This window comes from Bacillus infantis (assembly GCF_020171945.1).
Lineage (GTDB): Bacteria > Bacillota > Bacilli > Bacillales > Cytobacillaceae > Bacillus_AB > Bacillus_AB infantis_A.
In genome coordinates this window covers 71783-84930 of record NZ_JAIVAP010000008.1, presented here as the reverse complement: position 1 = coordinate 84930, position 13148 = coordinate 71783, and the positions used below count along the sequence as shown (strand labels likewise).

The following is a 13148-nucleotide window of genomic DNA, read 5'->3' as shown; positions in this document are numbered from 1 at the left end:
GAGTTGCTAATATTTAGGTAAACTTGCTAATAAATTGAAAAAGCTGCTAATAAACATTACTCCGGGAGTTACGATTCTGTAAACGGCCTTTAATTTGTCCTCTTCTCGCTTTAATTTTATGAAAGTAATCCAAATATCTTTCATTTTTGCACTATTTGTGAAAAAGCATGATTCACTTCATTATTTTCAGCTTCAGTGAAACTTTTAAAGCGCCTGTGCGTAAGTATTATCAAGGAGTTGAAAATGATGGATTCTAAAAAGGTGCTTTCGGCATTAAGTTATTTTAGTGTGTTTTTTGCAGGATTTATTTTCCCGCTCGTGGTTTTCTTTGCATCTGAAAATCCTTTTGTAAAAGTGCATGCTAAAAAAGCATTTTTGTCGCATCTGATCCCTTTGATAGCCCTGCCGGTCATTTTTCTGGCAATTCCTTTTGAGCTTTTCTCCAATCCAAATGAAGTTCCGGTTTTTTTCCTGATTGGAATTGGCCTTTCAGTCATTCTTAGCTTGATTGTTGTGATCTGGAATATTGTCAAGGGCGTGCAGATATTGGCTGCAAAAGAGTAGTGAACAACTATATCGAGGAGGCATTTGCATGAAAGATGAGAGAAAAAGGATTTTAAAAATGGTCGAGGACGGAAGCCTGCGTGCTGAGGAGGCGCTTATTCTGCTTGAGGAGCTGGAAAAGGCGTCGAAAACAATGGAGAAAAAAGAGGAAAAGCTTCATAGTGAATGGGGAAGCCAAACCTATTTTGAAGAAGCGAAGAAACAGCAGCAGGACACGGCTCAATACAAATTCCATTATGCCAAGGAAAAAATCATTGAGTTTGTGGATACTGCTTTCCAGAAGATTAAGGATGCCGATCTGGATTTCAATTTCGGCCCTGCACTTGAAGTATCTCATGTGTTCCAGCAGAACGATGTTAGATTATCCGAAATTGAAATGGAAGTGGCAAACGGAAAACTGACGCTGATTCCCTGGGAACAGAATGATGTCCGCATTGACTGCCGGGCTAAGGTGTACCGCGGTGAAACTCATGAAGAAGCACGCCAGAATTTTTTAAGGGATGTCCTTTTTACGGCTGACAATGGGCGGCTGCTGTTTTCGGCGCAGCAGAAATGGATGAAAGTTGAGGCCTCTGTGCACATTCCAAAGGAACAGTATGACAGCATCCGGATCAGGATGTTCAATGGGCCGGTAGAAGGCAGCGACCTGGCTGTGAAAAAGCTGAAGGTCAAGTCAGCGAACGGAAAAATCACGCTGGAAAAGCTTAATGCAAGCCACCTTGAGGCTGAGGCAGGAAATGGCCAGATCTCAGTAACTGGCAGCACCATGGATCATATTGAAGCAGAGACTGTCAATGGGGCGATAAAAGTCGCGGGAGATTATAAAAGTGCAGATCTTCAATCCTTTAACGGCAATATCCAGGTCCATGTTAAAGGAGAGAAATGTGAGCGTCTCGAAGCTGAAGCTGTCACCGGGACAGTCGATGTTTACCTTCCATCCGGGACGCCTGTCAATGGTGATTTAAGAACCAATCTTGGAGGCTTCCAGCTTGAGCTGGATGGGATCCAGGTGGTGGAGGAGAAATCAGAGATGGTGCAGAAAATGCTCAGATTCCAGTCTGTTAAAGATCCTGCAGCTGCAATTGATTTGAGGGCTAAGACCAAGACAGGGTCAATTGCTGTTAAAACTGGTGATTTTGTTAAATAATATAAGAATAAGCTGCGGCCAGAAGCGATGCTTCTGGCTTTTAACCATAAAAGAGGTGATGGACCGTGAGATGGCTGATAGGCATCTTGATCAATGCTGTTTTATTTGCGGCTCTGGCAGGGTTTTTCCGTGAGTCGTTTTATTTAGAAAGCTTTGGTGCAGCTCTGGGGGCAAGCTTCATTCTATCCCTGCTGAATGTTTTGGTGCGGCCGATTCTGATTATCTTGACTTTGCCTGTGACTCTTTTGTCGCTGGGCCTATTTTTATTTGTTATCAATGCGGTTACTTTGCTCCTGACTGATGGGATTATGGGAAGCTCTTTTGAGATTGATGGTTTTGGGATGGCTTTTTTGGTGGCTGTTATTATGGCAGTTGTTAATTTGGTTATTCAGAGGACGGTTATGGATAGGAAGGAAGACTAGCTAAAGGGAGTGGTCTAATAATGAAAAGACCCCTTTTGCGAAAATAGTTAGGTTACTGCTGTTTATGGGGCTGTTGGTCTGCGCTGCAGGCACTTCGCTTTCCGCGGGGCGGCGCTGAGCCTCCTCAGAGCAAGCTCTTGCGGGGTCTCAGCTTTGCCGCTGCAATCCCGCAGGAGTCTTCGTGCCTTCCACTCCGATTCAACAGGGTTTTTAGAATTTATTTGCATTAGTAAAAAGGAGAGACCAAAACCCCTCTTTAAATGGGGCTGTTGATCTAACGCTGCGGGCACTTCGCTTTCCATGGGGCGGCGCTGAGCCTCCTCACCGCTGCGCGGAGGGCACTGAAAAAGTATCTTCCATAAAGAATACTAAATCCCTTTATAGAACTGAAGAATTCATTCATTTACCTAATATCAAGGGTGAACTTCTTTTTGGCAGTTGAATGCTGATTTTTCAGCATTCAACTGCTTTTCTATTTTATAATATGGTTAACAACAATTTGTAGGTGGTATCCAAATGATTTCCTTTCAAGATTCGCTCCCTCTCAGCCCGTATATGGCTATCTATGATGTCGTTATCCCAAAAGATAATATGCTTCGCCAAATCAAGGAGTTGGTGGACTTCTCATTCATACTTGAAGAATTGAAAACGAAATATTGCCTTGATAACGGCCGCAATGCCATCCCTCCAATACGGATGTTCAAATACCTACTGCTTAAAGCCATTCATGAATTGTCTGACGTAGACTTAGTAGAACGATCCAAATACGATATGTCATTTAAATACTTTCTTGATATGGCCCCAGAAGACCCCGTCATTGATCCAAGTTCTTTAACACGTTTTCGTAAACAACGCCTCAAAGATGTAGGTTTATTGGATTTACTTATTAAAAAGACAGTTGAAATTGCACTAGAAAAGAAAATCATTACAAGTAAAACCATTATCATTGATGCCACACATACAAAAGCTCGTTATAACCAAAAATCACCGAAGGAATATTTGCAGGAAAAATCAAAGAATGTCCGGAAAGCCGTTTACCAAATTGATGAATCTATCAAAGAGAGATTCCCTCCGAAATCCACTTCTAACGAAGTGGAAGATGAACTGGATTATTGCCGCCAAGTTATTTCCGTTGTTGAATCAGAACCGAAGGTATCTGAATTTCCTGCGGTTAAGGAGAAGTTAAATCTACTTAAAGAAGTAGTGGAAGACTGCACCGATCAGTTGAGCTTTTCAACTGATCCAGATGCACGTGTCGGGCATAAAACAGTTGATTCTTCCTTCTTTGGCTACAAAACTCATATCGCTATGAGTGACGAACGAATCATCACAGCAGCTGTTGTTACAACAGGTGAAAAAAGTGACGGGAAATATCTGAAGGATCTAATCGGGAAAAGCAAGGCTACAGGCATGGAAATTAAAACAGTCATTGGAGATACTGCTTATTCCGACAAAGAGAATATTTGTTACACTAAAGAAGAAAAGCTTGAGCTTGTTTCTAAACTACATCCCCATATTACTCAAGGCAGACGATCAAAGGAAGATGAATTTCAATTTAACAAAGATGCAGGAATGTACGTGTGTAAAGCCGGGCATATGGCCATTAAGACTAAATACGACGATAGAAAAAACCAGGATAAAAACCCTAGAATTAAGTACCTTTTTGATATAGAAAAATGTAAGGTCTGCCCTTTACGTGAAGGGTGTTATCAGGAAGGTGCCAAGACCAAATCCTATTCCATCACTATTAAGTCTACAGAGCACCTTGACCAGGAGGCATTCCAGGAAACGGAAAGATTTAAAACCCTGGCAAAAAACCGCTATAAGATTGAAGCGAAAAATAGTGAACTTAAACATGGACACGGGTATGATACAGCGATTTCCTCGGGTCTATTTGGTATGGAAATTCAAGGAGCCACAACCATATTCGCAGTCAATCTCAAACGAATTATCAAACTTCTTAAAGAAAAGAAGTAAAGAAAAAGGAGGGAGATAAGCAACTTTCCGTCTATTTTCCGAAGGAAATCTGCATTTTCGATTTGTATTCACCCTTTCCCTAAATAAGTTTTGATATTCTTCTACTGACCGTCTTTAGAATGAAAAAAGCATAAGTTTTTCAGTGCCCTCGCTGCGCGTCTGCGGGGTCTCAGCTCTGCCGCTGCAATCCCACAGGAGTCTGCGTGCCCTCCACTCCGATCAACAGGGTTTCTAAAGTTTTTTTGTGTCCTAGAGATTAGGCTAGCTTACTAATTCCAAAAAAAGGCCAGTAGGATTAACTAAATCGGCTGAGGGCGGAAGATCATATACCGTGCACCTTTGTCTATAAAAAAGAGCGGATCACTTTATGCGGTGACCGCTCTTTTTTTATTCTCAGGAATAAGTAATAAAAGTCGGTACGCCGTTGTCTCTTAGTTTTTCAGCGAGGGTTTGAGCGTTTTTTAGTTGGGAGAAGGCTCCGGCTTGGACTTTGTAGAGGCCGCTTGATGGTTTGTAGAAGGATAGGAGTGCCTTGCCGATGGTTTCTCCGCAGAGTTGCTGGTATTCTTTGGATTGCAGCAGACTGCATTCTGTTTTGTTGGTCATGAATCCGCATTCGATGAGGATGGCTGTCATGCTGGTTTTTCTTAATACATGGAAGTCTGCGGTTTTGACTCCGCGGTCGGCCAGGCCGGTTTCTTTTACGAGCTGTGCCTGGACGGCTTGGGCGAGTTTTACTGCTTCTGCAGGGCGGGAGGTGTGGACGTATGTTTCGATTCCGTTTGCGCTGTTCCAGCCTGTTCCGTAAGCGTTGGCATGGATGGAGATATAGCAGTCTGCTTTCCAGCGGTTGGCCATGCCTGTTCTTTCGGATAATGGGATGTCCCATTCGTCGGAATGGGAGTTCAGGACGGTGAATCCGGCCTGTTCGAGGAGTTTGCGGCAGTAGTGTGCGGCCTGGCGGTTGAATTCGTATTCTCTGAAGCCGTCGGGGCTTCTTTTTCCAGGGGTTTCGTAGCCGTGTCCTGCGTCGAGTATGATTTTCATTTGTTTCCCTCCTAAATGATTTGTTCATTTACTATATAGGGGGAAATGGGGATTTAGGACATGGTGAGGGTGAATAAATTTTTATCCACTGCTCTCTTTGAACAGGGGCTGTTGATCTGCGCTGCAGGCACTTCGCTTTCCGCGGGGCGGCGCCGAGCCTCATCAGAGCAAGCTCCTGCGGGGTCTCAGCTTTGCCGCTGCAATCCCGCAGGAGTCTGCGTGGCTTCCACTGCAATCAACAGGTTTTTAGAATTTATTTGCATTTGCCAAAGGGGGAGACCAAAGCTTCTTTGAATGAGGCTGTTGATCTGCGCTGCAGGCACTTCGCTTTCCGCGGGGCGGCGCTGAGCCTCCTCAGAGCAAGCTCTTGCGGGGTCTCAGCTCTGCCGCTGCAATCCCGCAGGAGTCTGCGTGCCTTCCACTTCGATCAACAGGGTTTTAAAACTTTATGTGTAAAAGACCAAAGGAAGAGAACCTAAAGCTCTCTTTGAACGGGCCTGTTGATCTGCGTTGCAGGCACTTCGCTTTCCGCGGGGCGGCGCCGAGCCTCCTCAGAGCAAGCTCTTGCGGGGTCTCAGCTCTGCCGCTGTTTCCCGCAGGAGTCTTCGTGCCTTCCACTCCGACCAACAAGGTTTTAGAAATTCTCTAGGGCCTCAAAATATCTTAAAGAAATTAATACGTCCTAACGAATAGCAATTTTGCCTTTAATACTAATACATAACCGCAAATCCCCTCACACCCTCCGCATGGTATGAATGAATTTATACCGGTCAGCCCGGTAGGCGGATTGGACGAATTCGAAGGGGGTGCCGTCGGAGAGCCGGGTTGTGCGGAGGATGAGGAGGATGGGGGAGCCTTCTTGTATGGAGAGAAGGCCGGCCTCCCGGCTTTTGGCGCCGGCTGCTTCGATTTCCTGTTCTGCTTCTGCGATGGACAGGGATAGGCGGTTTTCGGCATATTCGTAAAGGGAATTGGCCAGGTCCTCTTCTGTCAGGCCGGGCATGAGTGTCTCAGGGATATAGTTGGTTTCAATTGCCATGGGCAGTCCGTCGGCCAGGCGGATCCTGGTGATTTCATAGACTGGGCTGCCCTCGGCAATCTGAAGTCGGGATGCAATGCCGGCTGGAGCAGGCATTGTTTGAAAGGAAAGGGTCCGGCTGCTCGGCTTCATCCCTCGCATCAGCATATCCTCCGTGAAACTTGTTAGCCCCTGGAGCTCCTGCTCGACTTTTTGTTTGTTGACGAATGTGCCGCGGCCCTTTTCCCGGTATAGGAGGCCTTCCCTGACAAGATTGCTGATGGCCTGCCTCACGGTCATCCTGCTGATCTGGAATTGCTCGGCATATTCCCGTTCGGATGGTATGGCTGCTTCTTCCTGCAGGGTGCCTTCCCTAATCTGCTTTTTCAGCTGTTCTTCCAGCTGGTGATAGATGGGAATCGGTGAATTTTTATCAATCATATGAATGTCTCCTTATACCTTTTGCAGTGCCTCTGCGTCAGCCACGATTGTCACATGCGGATGCAGCTGGAGGGCGGACGCAGGGAATTTTTCATCCGGCTTTCCGTTCAATAGATGATAGATGGCTTCGGCCTTTGATTTGCCTGAAGCAAGCAGCAGGATTTCCCTGCTGTCAAGGATGGAGGCGATGCCCATTGTGATGGCCTGGTTCGGAACTTCTTCTATGCTGGAGAAAAAACGGCTGTTTGCTTCGATTGTGCTTTCATCAAGGTCTACGACATGGGTCCTGCTTGAAAAGGGAGTACCGGGTTCATTGAAGCCGATATGGCCGTTCTGCCCGATGCCGAGCACCTGAAGGTCAATTCCGCCAAGCATTTTGATCTGCCTGTCATAGCGCCTGCATTCCTCTGCCAGGTCAGCAGCCAGGCCATTCGGAATATAAGTCTGGCTCACAGGTATGTCGATATGCTTGAACAGATTTTCATTCATGAAGGTATGGTAGCTGTTCTTATCTTCCTTAGGCAGGCCGATATATTCATCAAGATTGGCTGTATGGATATTTTTATAAGAAGTCCTGTTATCCTTATAATCCTCTGCTAAGCAATCGTACAGCCCTTTAGGCGTGCTTCCGGTTGCAAGGCCCAATGTGAGGGAAGGAGCTGATTTGATTTTTTCCAGGATAATCTGGCAGGCAATCCTGCTCATATCCTGGTAGTCTTTTGCTTGGACGATTTTCATCATTCTACCTCCAAATGGTTATATGCGACTTTTCCGCGGCAGATCGTCAGTACAATGTCCATGTTTTCGTTCAGGACTGTAAGATCTGCATCTTTTCCTTCTGCAATGCTGCCTTTGCGGTCGAATACTTTCAGCTGCTTTGCAGGATTTTCACTGGCGAGCTTGACGGCTTCAGCTAATGTGATGTCCGTAAACGCCGTCATATTTTTGACAGAGTCCTTCATTTTCAGGATGCTTCCCGCAAGTGTGCCGTCTTCAAGCAAGGCCATGCCATCCTTGACAGTGACGTCCTGGCCGCCGAGATCATAGGTGCCGTTTTTCAGGCATTTTGCCCTCATAGAATCGGTGATCAGCACCATTCCATCTAATCCCTTGCTGTTCAATGCCAGCTTGATCATTTCAGGCCGTACATGGACTCCATCTGCGATCATTTCCACAATCAGCTCTTTGAAGAGGAGGGCTGCGCCTGCTGTGCCGGGTTCGCGGTGATGAAGTCCCTTCATGCCATTGAAAAGGTGGGTTACATGGGTCGCACCTGCTACCACAGCCTCGCTGACTTCTTCATAGTCTGCATCAGAATGCCCGATGGAAGCAACAACGCCAGTTTCAGCCAGATGGCGGACCAGTTCTTTGCCGCCTTCCAGTTCAGGGGCAAGGGTGACGAGCTTGATCAGCTGTCCGGCTTTTTCCTGCCAGGATTTGAATAACTCTACATCACTTTTCAGGATATGCTTGAGCGGCTGGGCACCTTTTCTTTTTTCATTAATAAAGGGACCTTCGAGATGGATGCCGAGCATTTCGGCTTCCGCCCCTTCCGGCTTGTATGCTGCCGCATTGGCCAGTGCCTGTTCGATCAAGGATTTTTCCTGTGTAATAGTGGTCGCCAGGAAGCTTGTTGTCCCTTCAGCGGGAAGAGTCCGGGCTATCGTCTGTAATGCTTCAGGTGTGCTGTCCATCGTATCGGCCCCGCCTGCTCCGTGGATGTGAATGTCGATAAAGCCCGGTGCCAGGGTTGCACCGGCATCCAGCTCTATCGTTTTATCTGCAGGCTGGCCGCCAAATTCATCCGCTGGGCCGAAGCTTTTAATCGTACCGTCTTCAACCAGTACATATCCATTATCAATTATTCCATCCTCTGTCAGCACTCTGCTGTTTTTTAAAAGTAGGGAACTCATGTATTACATCTCCGTTCTGAATCCTGATATTTTATATTTCCATGATAAAATAATCATATATAGTTGTCTATACCAATTCTGTATCCTTTATGTAAAGGTTTTTGAAAAAATCAGATAGCACAATTTGGTTCTGCGGGGAAAAATGCTACAATAAGATGAAACTTTATTGTGTAGTTTCTCCAATTGAAAGAAACCATTCATTATAATAGACCTTATCAGGCGCATTCCGCAAAAGGAGGACAACAGCGTGGCAAAAGTGCGAACAAAAGACATCATTGAGAAGTTTAATTTAGAGCTGATCAGCGGGGAGGAAGGGATCAACCGGCCGATTACGACAAGTGATATTTCCAGGCCCGGGCTTGAAATGGCGGGATTTTTTGACTATTACCCTGCAGAGCGCATCCAGCTCATAGGAAAGACGGAGATGAGCTTTGCGGAGAAGCTGAGTGATGCAGACAGGCAGAACAGGATGGAATCCCTCTGCACTGATATCACGCCAGGCATTATTATTACAAGGGATATGGAAGTGCCGGAGGGGCTCATTGAGGCTTCGGAAAGGGAAGCAGTGCCTGTTATGCGTTCCAAGCAGAAAACCACCAGGTTCTCAGGCCTTTTGACAAATTTCCTTGAAAGCAAGCTGGCCCCGACGACCGCGGTGCATGGCGTGCTTGTCGATATATACGGAGTGGGCGTGCTTATTACGGGCAAGAGCGGCGTTGGTAAAAGTGAAACAGCCCTTGAGCTTGTGAAAAGAGGACACCGCCTTGTTGCAGATGACTGCGTGGAAATCCGCCAGGAAGATGAAGATTATCTTGTCGGGACCTCGCCGGAGCTGATTGAGCACTTGCTTGAGATCAGGGGGCTTGGCATCATCAATGTAATGACCTTGTTCGGTGCAGGTGCCGTCCGCAGCAATAAGCGCATTTCCCTTGTCATGAATCTTGAGCTGTGGGATCAGAAAAAACAATATGACCGCCTTGGCCTTGATGAAGAGAAAATGAAGATCATTGACACAGATATCACCAGGCTCACGATCCCGGTCCGCCCGGGGCGGAACCTTGCTGTCATCATTGAAGTGGCCGCAATGAACTTCCGTTTGAAGCGAATGGGCGTCAATGCCGCCGAGCAATTCACAAGCCGCCTGTCTGATGTGATCGAGGACGGAGACAACGATTAGCATATCTATATAAATAGAGAGTTTCTGTAAGGGGATTCTGCAAAAAAGGAGAATAATTATGGAACAAAATATCCAGCCGCTTGATCCGATTGCTTTTTCGCTCGGTCCCATCCAGGTCCACTGGTACGGGCTGATCATCGGGACGGGGATTGCACTTGCTTTATGGCTGGCCATGCGCGAAGGGGAAAAGCGCGGGCTGCAGAAGGAACTGTTTGCCGATCTGATGCTGTGGGCAATTCCTATCGCAATTTTGTCTGCAAGGCTGTATTATGTCATTTTTGAATGGGACTATTATGCTCAAAACCCTGCCGAGATCATTAAAATCTGGCATGGCGGCATCGCCATTCACGGGGCATTGATCGGCTCTGTCATCACTGCCTATGTTTTTGCAAAGAAAAGAGGCATTTCTTTCTGGCAGCTGGCTGACATCACAGCGCCGAGCATCATCCTCGGCCAGGCTATCGGCCGCTGGGGCAACTTCATGAATCAGGAAGCACATGGCCGTGAAGTAACACGTGCGTTTTTGGAAAATCTTCATCTTCCGCAGTTCATCATAGATCAGATGTACATAAACGGAACGTACTACCATCCGACTTTCCTGTATGAATCATTATGGAATATAGCCGGATTTGTTATCCTCCTGTCTTTAAGAAGAGTGAATTTGCGCAGGGGCGAGCTTTTTCTTACGTATGTCATATGGTACAGCATCGGCCGCTTCTTCGTTGAAGGGATGAGGACGGACAGCCTGATGCTGACTGAAAGCCTCCGTATGGCGCAGATGATTTCCATCGTCCTGATCATCGGGGCCATTGTACTCATCGTCTTCAGAAGAACAAAAGGCTATGCAGACAAACGATATTTAGATAAGAGCGCTAAAGCTCAATAGTTTTAAAAAAAGGGGAGAGAGATACATGCTGTTCGGCACGCTCAAACGAGGATTAGCTGCAGGGCTTAAAACGACATGGTCACTGGGGAAAATCATTTTCCCTGTCACGCTGATTGTAGCGCTGCTTCAATATACGCCTGTGCTTCCCTGGATAATCAAGATGATAACGCCGCTGATGGGACTGCTTGGACTGTCTGGCGATGCGGCCATTCCGCTTGTGCTGGGGAACTTCCTGAATCTGTACGCAGCCATCGGGGCCATTCTGACATTGGATCTTTCGGTGAAGGAAGTATTCATCATTGCGGTCATGCTGTCCTTCTCGCATAATATCCTGATTGAATCCAGTGTGGCACTCAAGGTGGGCGTCAAGCTTTGGATTATCCTGCTAGTACGTTTCGGCCTTGCCATCCTGTCTGCCGTGGTGATCAACCTGGTATGGCACGGCGGATCTGAGCTTGCCCAGTACGGCCTGATCCCGGCGAAGGAAGAACAGGCAGCAGGCGTTGCTGCCATTCTTTTAGAAGCGGTAACCAAGGCTGGTTTGGGGATTCTGCAGCTCGCCATCATCGTCATTCCGCTGATGATTGGTATACAGCTGCTGAAAGACTTGAAATGGCTGGATGTTTTTTCAAAATGGATGGCGCCTGCAACAAGGGCGCTGGGAATGAAAGAGAACACCTCGACCACTTTGGCCGCCGGCCTGATTTTTGGCCTGGCATACGGGGCGGGTGTCATGATACAGGCTGTCAAAGAGGACGGAGTCAGCAGGAAGGATGTTACCATCGCGTTCATCTTCCTGGTCGCATGCCACGCGGTAATCGAAGATACACTTATTTTCCTCCCGCTCGGCATTCCGGTGCTGCCGCTGCTCCTGATACGTCTCGGCACAGCCATCGTACTGACTTTGGCGGTCGCGTTTTTCTGGAACCGCCGCTCCCAAATGGCCAGCAATAGAAAGGAAGCTGCTTTGTGAACGAAAACATAAACACTATTTTATTTGATCTTGACGGAACATTGATCGACACAAATGAACTGATCATCAGGTCATTCCTCCACACGCTTGAAGGCTATTATCCAAACAAATATAAGCGGGAGGATGTACTCCCGTTCATGGGTCCGACCCTGCATGAGACTTTTGCCAGCATTGATGAAAGCAGGGTTGAAGAGATGATCGGCAAATACCGCGAGTTCAACCTGGCCAACCATGATGTGCTAGTCAAAGAGTTTGAGGGTGTGTTTGACACAGTCAGGACCTTGAAGGAGTCAGGCTACAAGCTTGGCATCGTCACGACGAAGGTAATGCCTGTCGTGGAAAAAGGACTGAAGCTGACAAATCTGGACCAGTTCTTTGAGGTTGTTGTGGCACTGGACCATGTGGAAAAACCAAAGCCTGACCCAGAGCCGATTTTCAAGGCGCTTGACCTTCTCGGCTCCCGTCCGGAGGAAGCGATCATGGTCGGCGATAACCACCATGATATCCTTGCCGGTCATAATGCAGGAACCAAATCAGCAGCTGTCGCATGGTCTGCTAAGGGCAGGGAGCACCTGATGCAGTACAAGCCTGATTTTATGCTGGAGAATATGGCTGACCTCCTTGATATCCTGGAGGATTATAAAGGATGAGGAAGACAGTCAGGCATCCGGTTGAGGGCGCCAATTCCCTCTGGCATGTGTACAAAACGGTCCCGTTCGCGAAGGTTGTAAAAAATTTCATCGTCATACAGCTGGCCCGGTACACCCCTTTTCTCGGATTGAAAAACTGGCTGTACCGCACATTTTTAAAAATGAAGGTCGGAGATCAGACTTCGTTTGCGCTTATGGTGATGCTGGATGTAATGTTCCCGGAAAAAATAAGCGTCGGACGGAACACAGTCATCGGCTATAACACAACCATCCTTGCGCACGAATATTTAATTCGTGAATACCGCCTCGGTGAAGTGAATATCGGCAGCGAGGTCATGATCGGCGCCAACTCAACCCTGCTGCCCGGCATCACAATTGGAGACGGTGCCATCGTCTCCGCCGGAACCCTTGTCCACAAGGACGTCCCGCCCGGCAGCTTTGTCGGAGGAAATCCGATGCGCGTCATTTATACAAAAGAAGAACTGCAAGAGCGCTGGCAGGATGATCCGATCTACGGCCAGGCTGAGTGAGGAAAAGGCTTCATTGACTTCGGTTGATGGGGCTTTTTTTAGGAGGAGGGGGCAGGTAAATTGTGAAAGCTGCCAAAATGGAAACTTGCAAATATATCGGGAAAGCCGCAAATAAAATTGGAAACTCGCAAATAAAAATCAAAACCCGCAAATATATCCAGATTCCCGCAAATAAAACAAAAACTCCGCAAATAAAACCGCCAGGACACGCTGCTACCTTAATCCAAGCCCTCAATAAAGCCGCACCATCAGCTTTTCCACGGATACATCCCCCTGATTTTCAGAAAATAAGCATTAATGGTTGACGCCTGCTGGAAACAGCGATAAACTACTAATAACTTCAATTCGATAACATATTAGCGAACTAAAGGATTTTGAACTTTTGGATTTAGAGGTGGAATTC

Annotated in this window: 14 protein-coding genes; 10 read left to right on the top strand and 4 right to left on the bottom strand. The window is 47.0% G+C overall.

Translation table 11 applies throughout. The features are described from left to right. The first annotated feature begins 246 nt into the window (after positions 1 to 246). The 4 genes from LCM00_RS12995 (at position 247) to LCM00_RS12980 (ending at position 4110) form a co-directional block, all read left to right on the top strand. Positions 247 to 564, top strand: coding sequence for a DUF4870 domain-containing protein (locus tag LCM00_RS12995; protein WP_257992387.1), 318 nt, complete (start codon positions 247 to 249; stop codon positions 562 to 564). Between the two features lie 28 nt (positions 565 to 592). Then, positions 593 to 1711: a DUF4097 family beta strand repeat-containing protein gene (locus tag LCM00_RS12990; RefSeq protein WP_224902543.1), complete on the top strand. Its 1119-nt coding sequence runs from the start codon at positions 593 to 595 to the stop codon at positions 1709 to 1711. A gap of 65 nt (positions 1712 to 1776) precedes the next feature. Then, complete coding sequence (locus tag LCM00_RS12985) at positions 1777 to 2133, top strand: phage holin family protein (RefSeq protein ID WP_224902540.1); 357 nt, start codon at positions 1777 to 1779, stop codon at positions 2131 to 2133. 516 nt (positions 2134 to 2649) lie between these two features. Continuing rightward, on the top strand, positions 2650 to 4110 hold the full coding sequence (locus LCM00_RS12980; protein WP_224902538.1) for an IS1182 family transposase: 1461 nt from the start codon (positions 2650 to 2652) through the stop codon (positions 4108 to 4110). A 393-nt stretch (positions 4111 to 4503) separates the two neighbouring features. Here LCM00_RS12980 and LCM00_RS12975 read toward each other — a convergent pair whose 3' ends face one another. The 4 genes from LCM00_RS12975 to nagA all read right to left on the bottom strand — a co-directional run bounded on the left by LCM00_RS12975 (position 4504) and on the right by nagA (position 8529). After that, positions 4504 to 5157 carry an N-acetylmuramoyl-L-alanine amidase gene (locus LCM00_RS12975; RefSeq protein ID WP_224902536.1) on the bottom strand — a complete coding sequence of 218 codons (654 nt, stop codon included), beginning with the start codon at positions 5155 to 5157 and terminating at the stop codon, positions 4504 to 4506. A 733-nt stretch (positions 5158 to 5890) separates the two neighbouring features. Continuing rightward, a complete protein-coding gene (locus tag LCM00_RS12970) occupies positions 5891 to 6616 on the bottom strand; it encodes a GntR family transcriptional regulator (protein WP_224902534.1) in 726 nt (241 codons plus the stop codon). A gap of 12 nt (positions 6617 to 6628) precedes the next feature. Further along, positions 6629 to 7354, bottom strand: coding sequence for a glucosamine-6-phosphate deaminase (gene nagB / locus LCM00_RS12965; RefSeq protein ID WP_224902531.1), 726 nt, complete (start codon positions 7352 to 7354; stop codon positions 6629 to 6631). Then, positions 7354 to 8529 (bottom strand): N-acetylglucosamine-6-phosphate deacetylase, encoded by a 1176-nt coding sequence (gene nagA, locus LCM00_RS12960; protein ID WP_224902528.1) that lies wholly within the window; start codon positions 8527 to 8529, stop codon positions 7354 to 7356. Before nagA ends, nagB begins: the two co-directional genes overlap by 1 nt. A gap of 247 nt (positions 8530 to 8776) precedes the next feature. On the opposite strand from nagA, the gene hprK reads away from it, so the two are divergent. From hprK to LCM00_RS12930, 6 genes are all read left to right on the top strand, one after another. Further along, complete coding sequence (hprK, locus tag LCM00_RS12955) at positions 8777 to 9706, top strand: HPr(Ser) kinase/phosphatase (protein ID WP_224902525.1); 930 nt, start codon at positions 8777 to 8779, stop codon at positions 9704 to 9706. Positions 9707 to 9764: 58 nt separating this feature from the next. After that, positions 9765 to 10592: a prolipoprotein diacylglyceryl transferase gene (lgt, locus tag LCM00_RS12950; RefSeq protein ID WP_224902522.1), complete on the top strand. Its 828-nt coding sequence runs from the start codon at positions 9765 to 9767 to the stop codon at positions 10590 to 10592. Between the two features lie 25 nt (positions 10593 to 10617). Next, complete coding sequence (locus LCM00_RS12945; protein ID WP_224902520.1) at positions 10618 to 11565, top strand: nucleoside recognition domain-containing protein; 948 nt, start codon at positions 10618 to 10620, stop codon at positions 11563 to 11565. Then, positions 11562 to 12215, top strand: coding sequence for a pyrophosphatase PpaX (gene ppaX / locus LCM00_RS12940; RefSeq protein ID WP_224902518.1), 654 nt, complete (start codon positions 11562 to 11564; stop codon positions 12213 to 12215). The genes LCM00_RS12945 and ppaX overlap by 4 nt, the downstream gene beginning before the upstream one ends. Further along, positions 12212 to 12745 (top strand): acyltransferase, encoded by a 534-nt coding sequence (locus LCM00_RS12935; RefSeq protein WP_224902516.1) that lies wholly within the window; start codon positions 12212 to 12214, stop codon positions 12743 to 12745. Before ppaX ends, LCM00_RS12935 begins: the two co-directional genes overlap by 4 nt. Before the next feature lie 62 nt (positions 12746 to 12807). After that, positions 12808 to 13050 (top strand): hypothetical protein, encoded by a 243-nt coding sequence (locus tag LCM00_RS12930; protein WP_224902513.1) that lies wholly within the window; start codon positions 12808 to 12810, stop codon positions 13048 to 13050. Positions 13051 to 13148: the final 98 nt, after the last annotated feature.

Excerpts from the sequence above, each read along its gene's own strand:
- LCM00_RS12995 (WP_257992387.1), top strand. The coding sequence starts at position 247 with ATGGATTCTAAAAAGGTGCTTTCGGCATTAAGTTATTTTAGTGTGTTT.
- lgt (WP_224902522.1), top strand. The coding sequence starts at position 9,765 with ATGGAACAAAATATCCAGCCGCTTGATCCGATTGCTTTTTCGCTCGGT.
- LCM00_RS12990 (WP_224902543.1), top strand. The coding sequence starts at position 593 with ATGAAAGATGAGAGAAAAAGGATTTTAAAAATGGTCGAGGACGGAAGC.
- nagB (WP_224902531.1), bottom strand. The coding sequence starts at position 7,354 with ATGAAAATCGTCCAAGCAAAAGACTACCAGGATATGAGCAGGATTGCC.
- LCM00_RS12975 (WP_224902536.1), bottom strand. The coding sequence starts at position 5,157 with ATGAAAATCATACTCGACGCAGGACACGGCTACGAAACCCCTGGAAAA.
- nagA (WP_224902528.1), bottom strand. The coding sequence starts at position 8,529 with ATGAGTTCCCTACTTTTAAAAAACAGCAGAGTGCTGACAGAGGATGGA.
- LCM00_RS12980 (WP_224902538.1), top strand. The coding sequence starts at position 2,650 with ATGATTTCCTTTCAAGATTCGCTCCCTCTCAGCCCGTATATGGCTATC.
- LCM00_RS12935 (WP_224902516.1), top strand. The coding sequence starts at position 12,212 with ATGAGGAAGACAGTCAGGCATCCGGTTGAGGGCGCCAATTCCCTCTGG.
- LCM00_RS12970 (WP_224902534.1), bottom strand. The coding sequence starts at position 6,616 with ATGATTGATAAAAATTCACCGATTCCCATCTATCACCAGCTGGAAGAA.
- LCM00_RS12945 (WP_224902520.1), top strand. The coding sequence starts at position 10,618 with ATGCTGTTCGGCACGCTCAAACGAGGATTAGCTGCAGGGCTTAAAACG.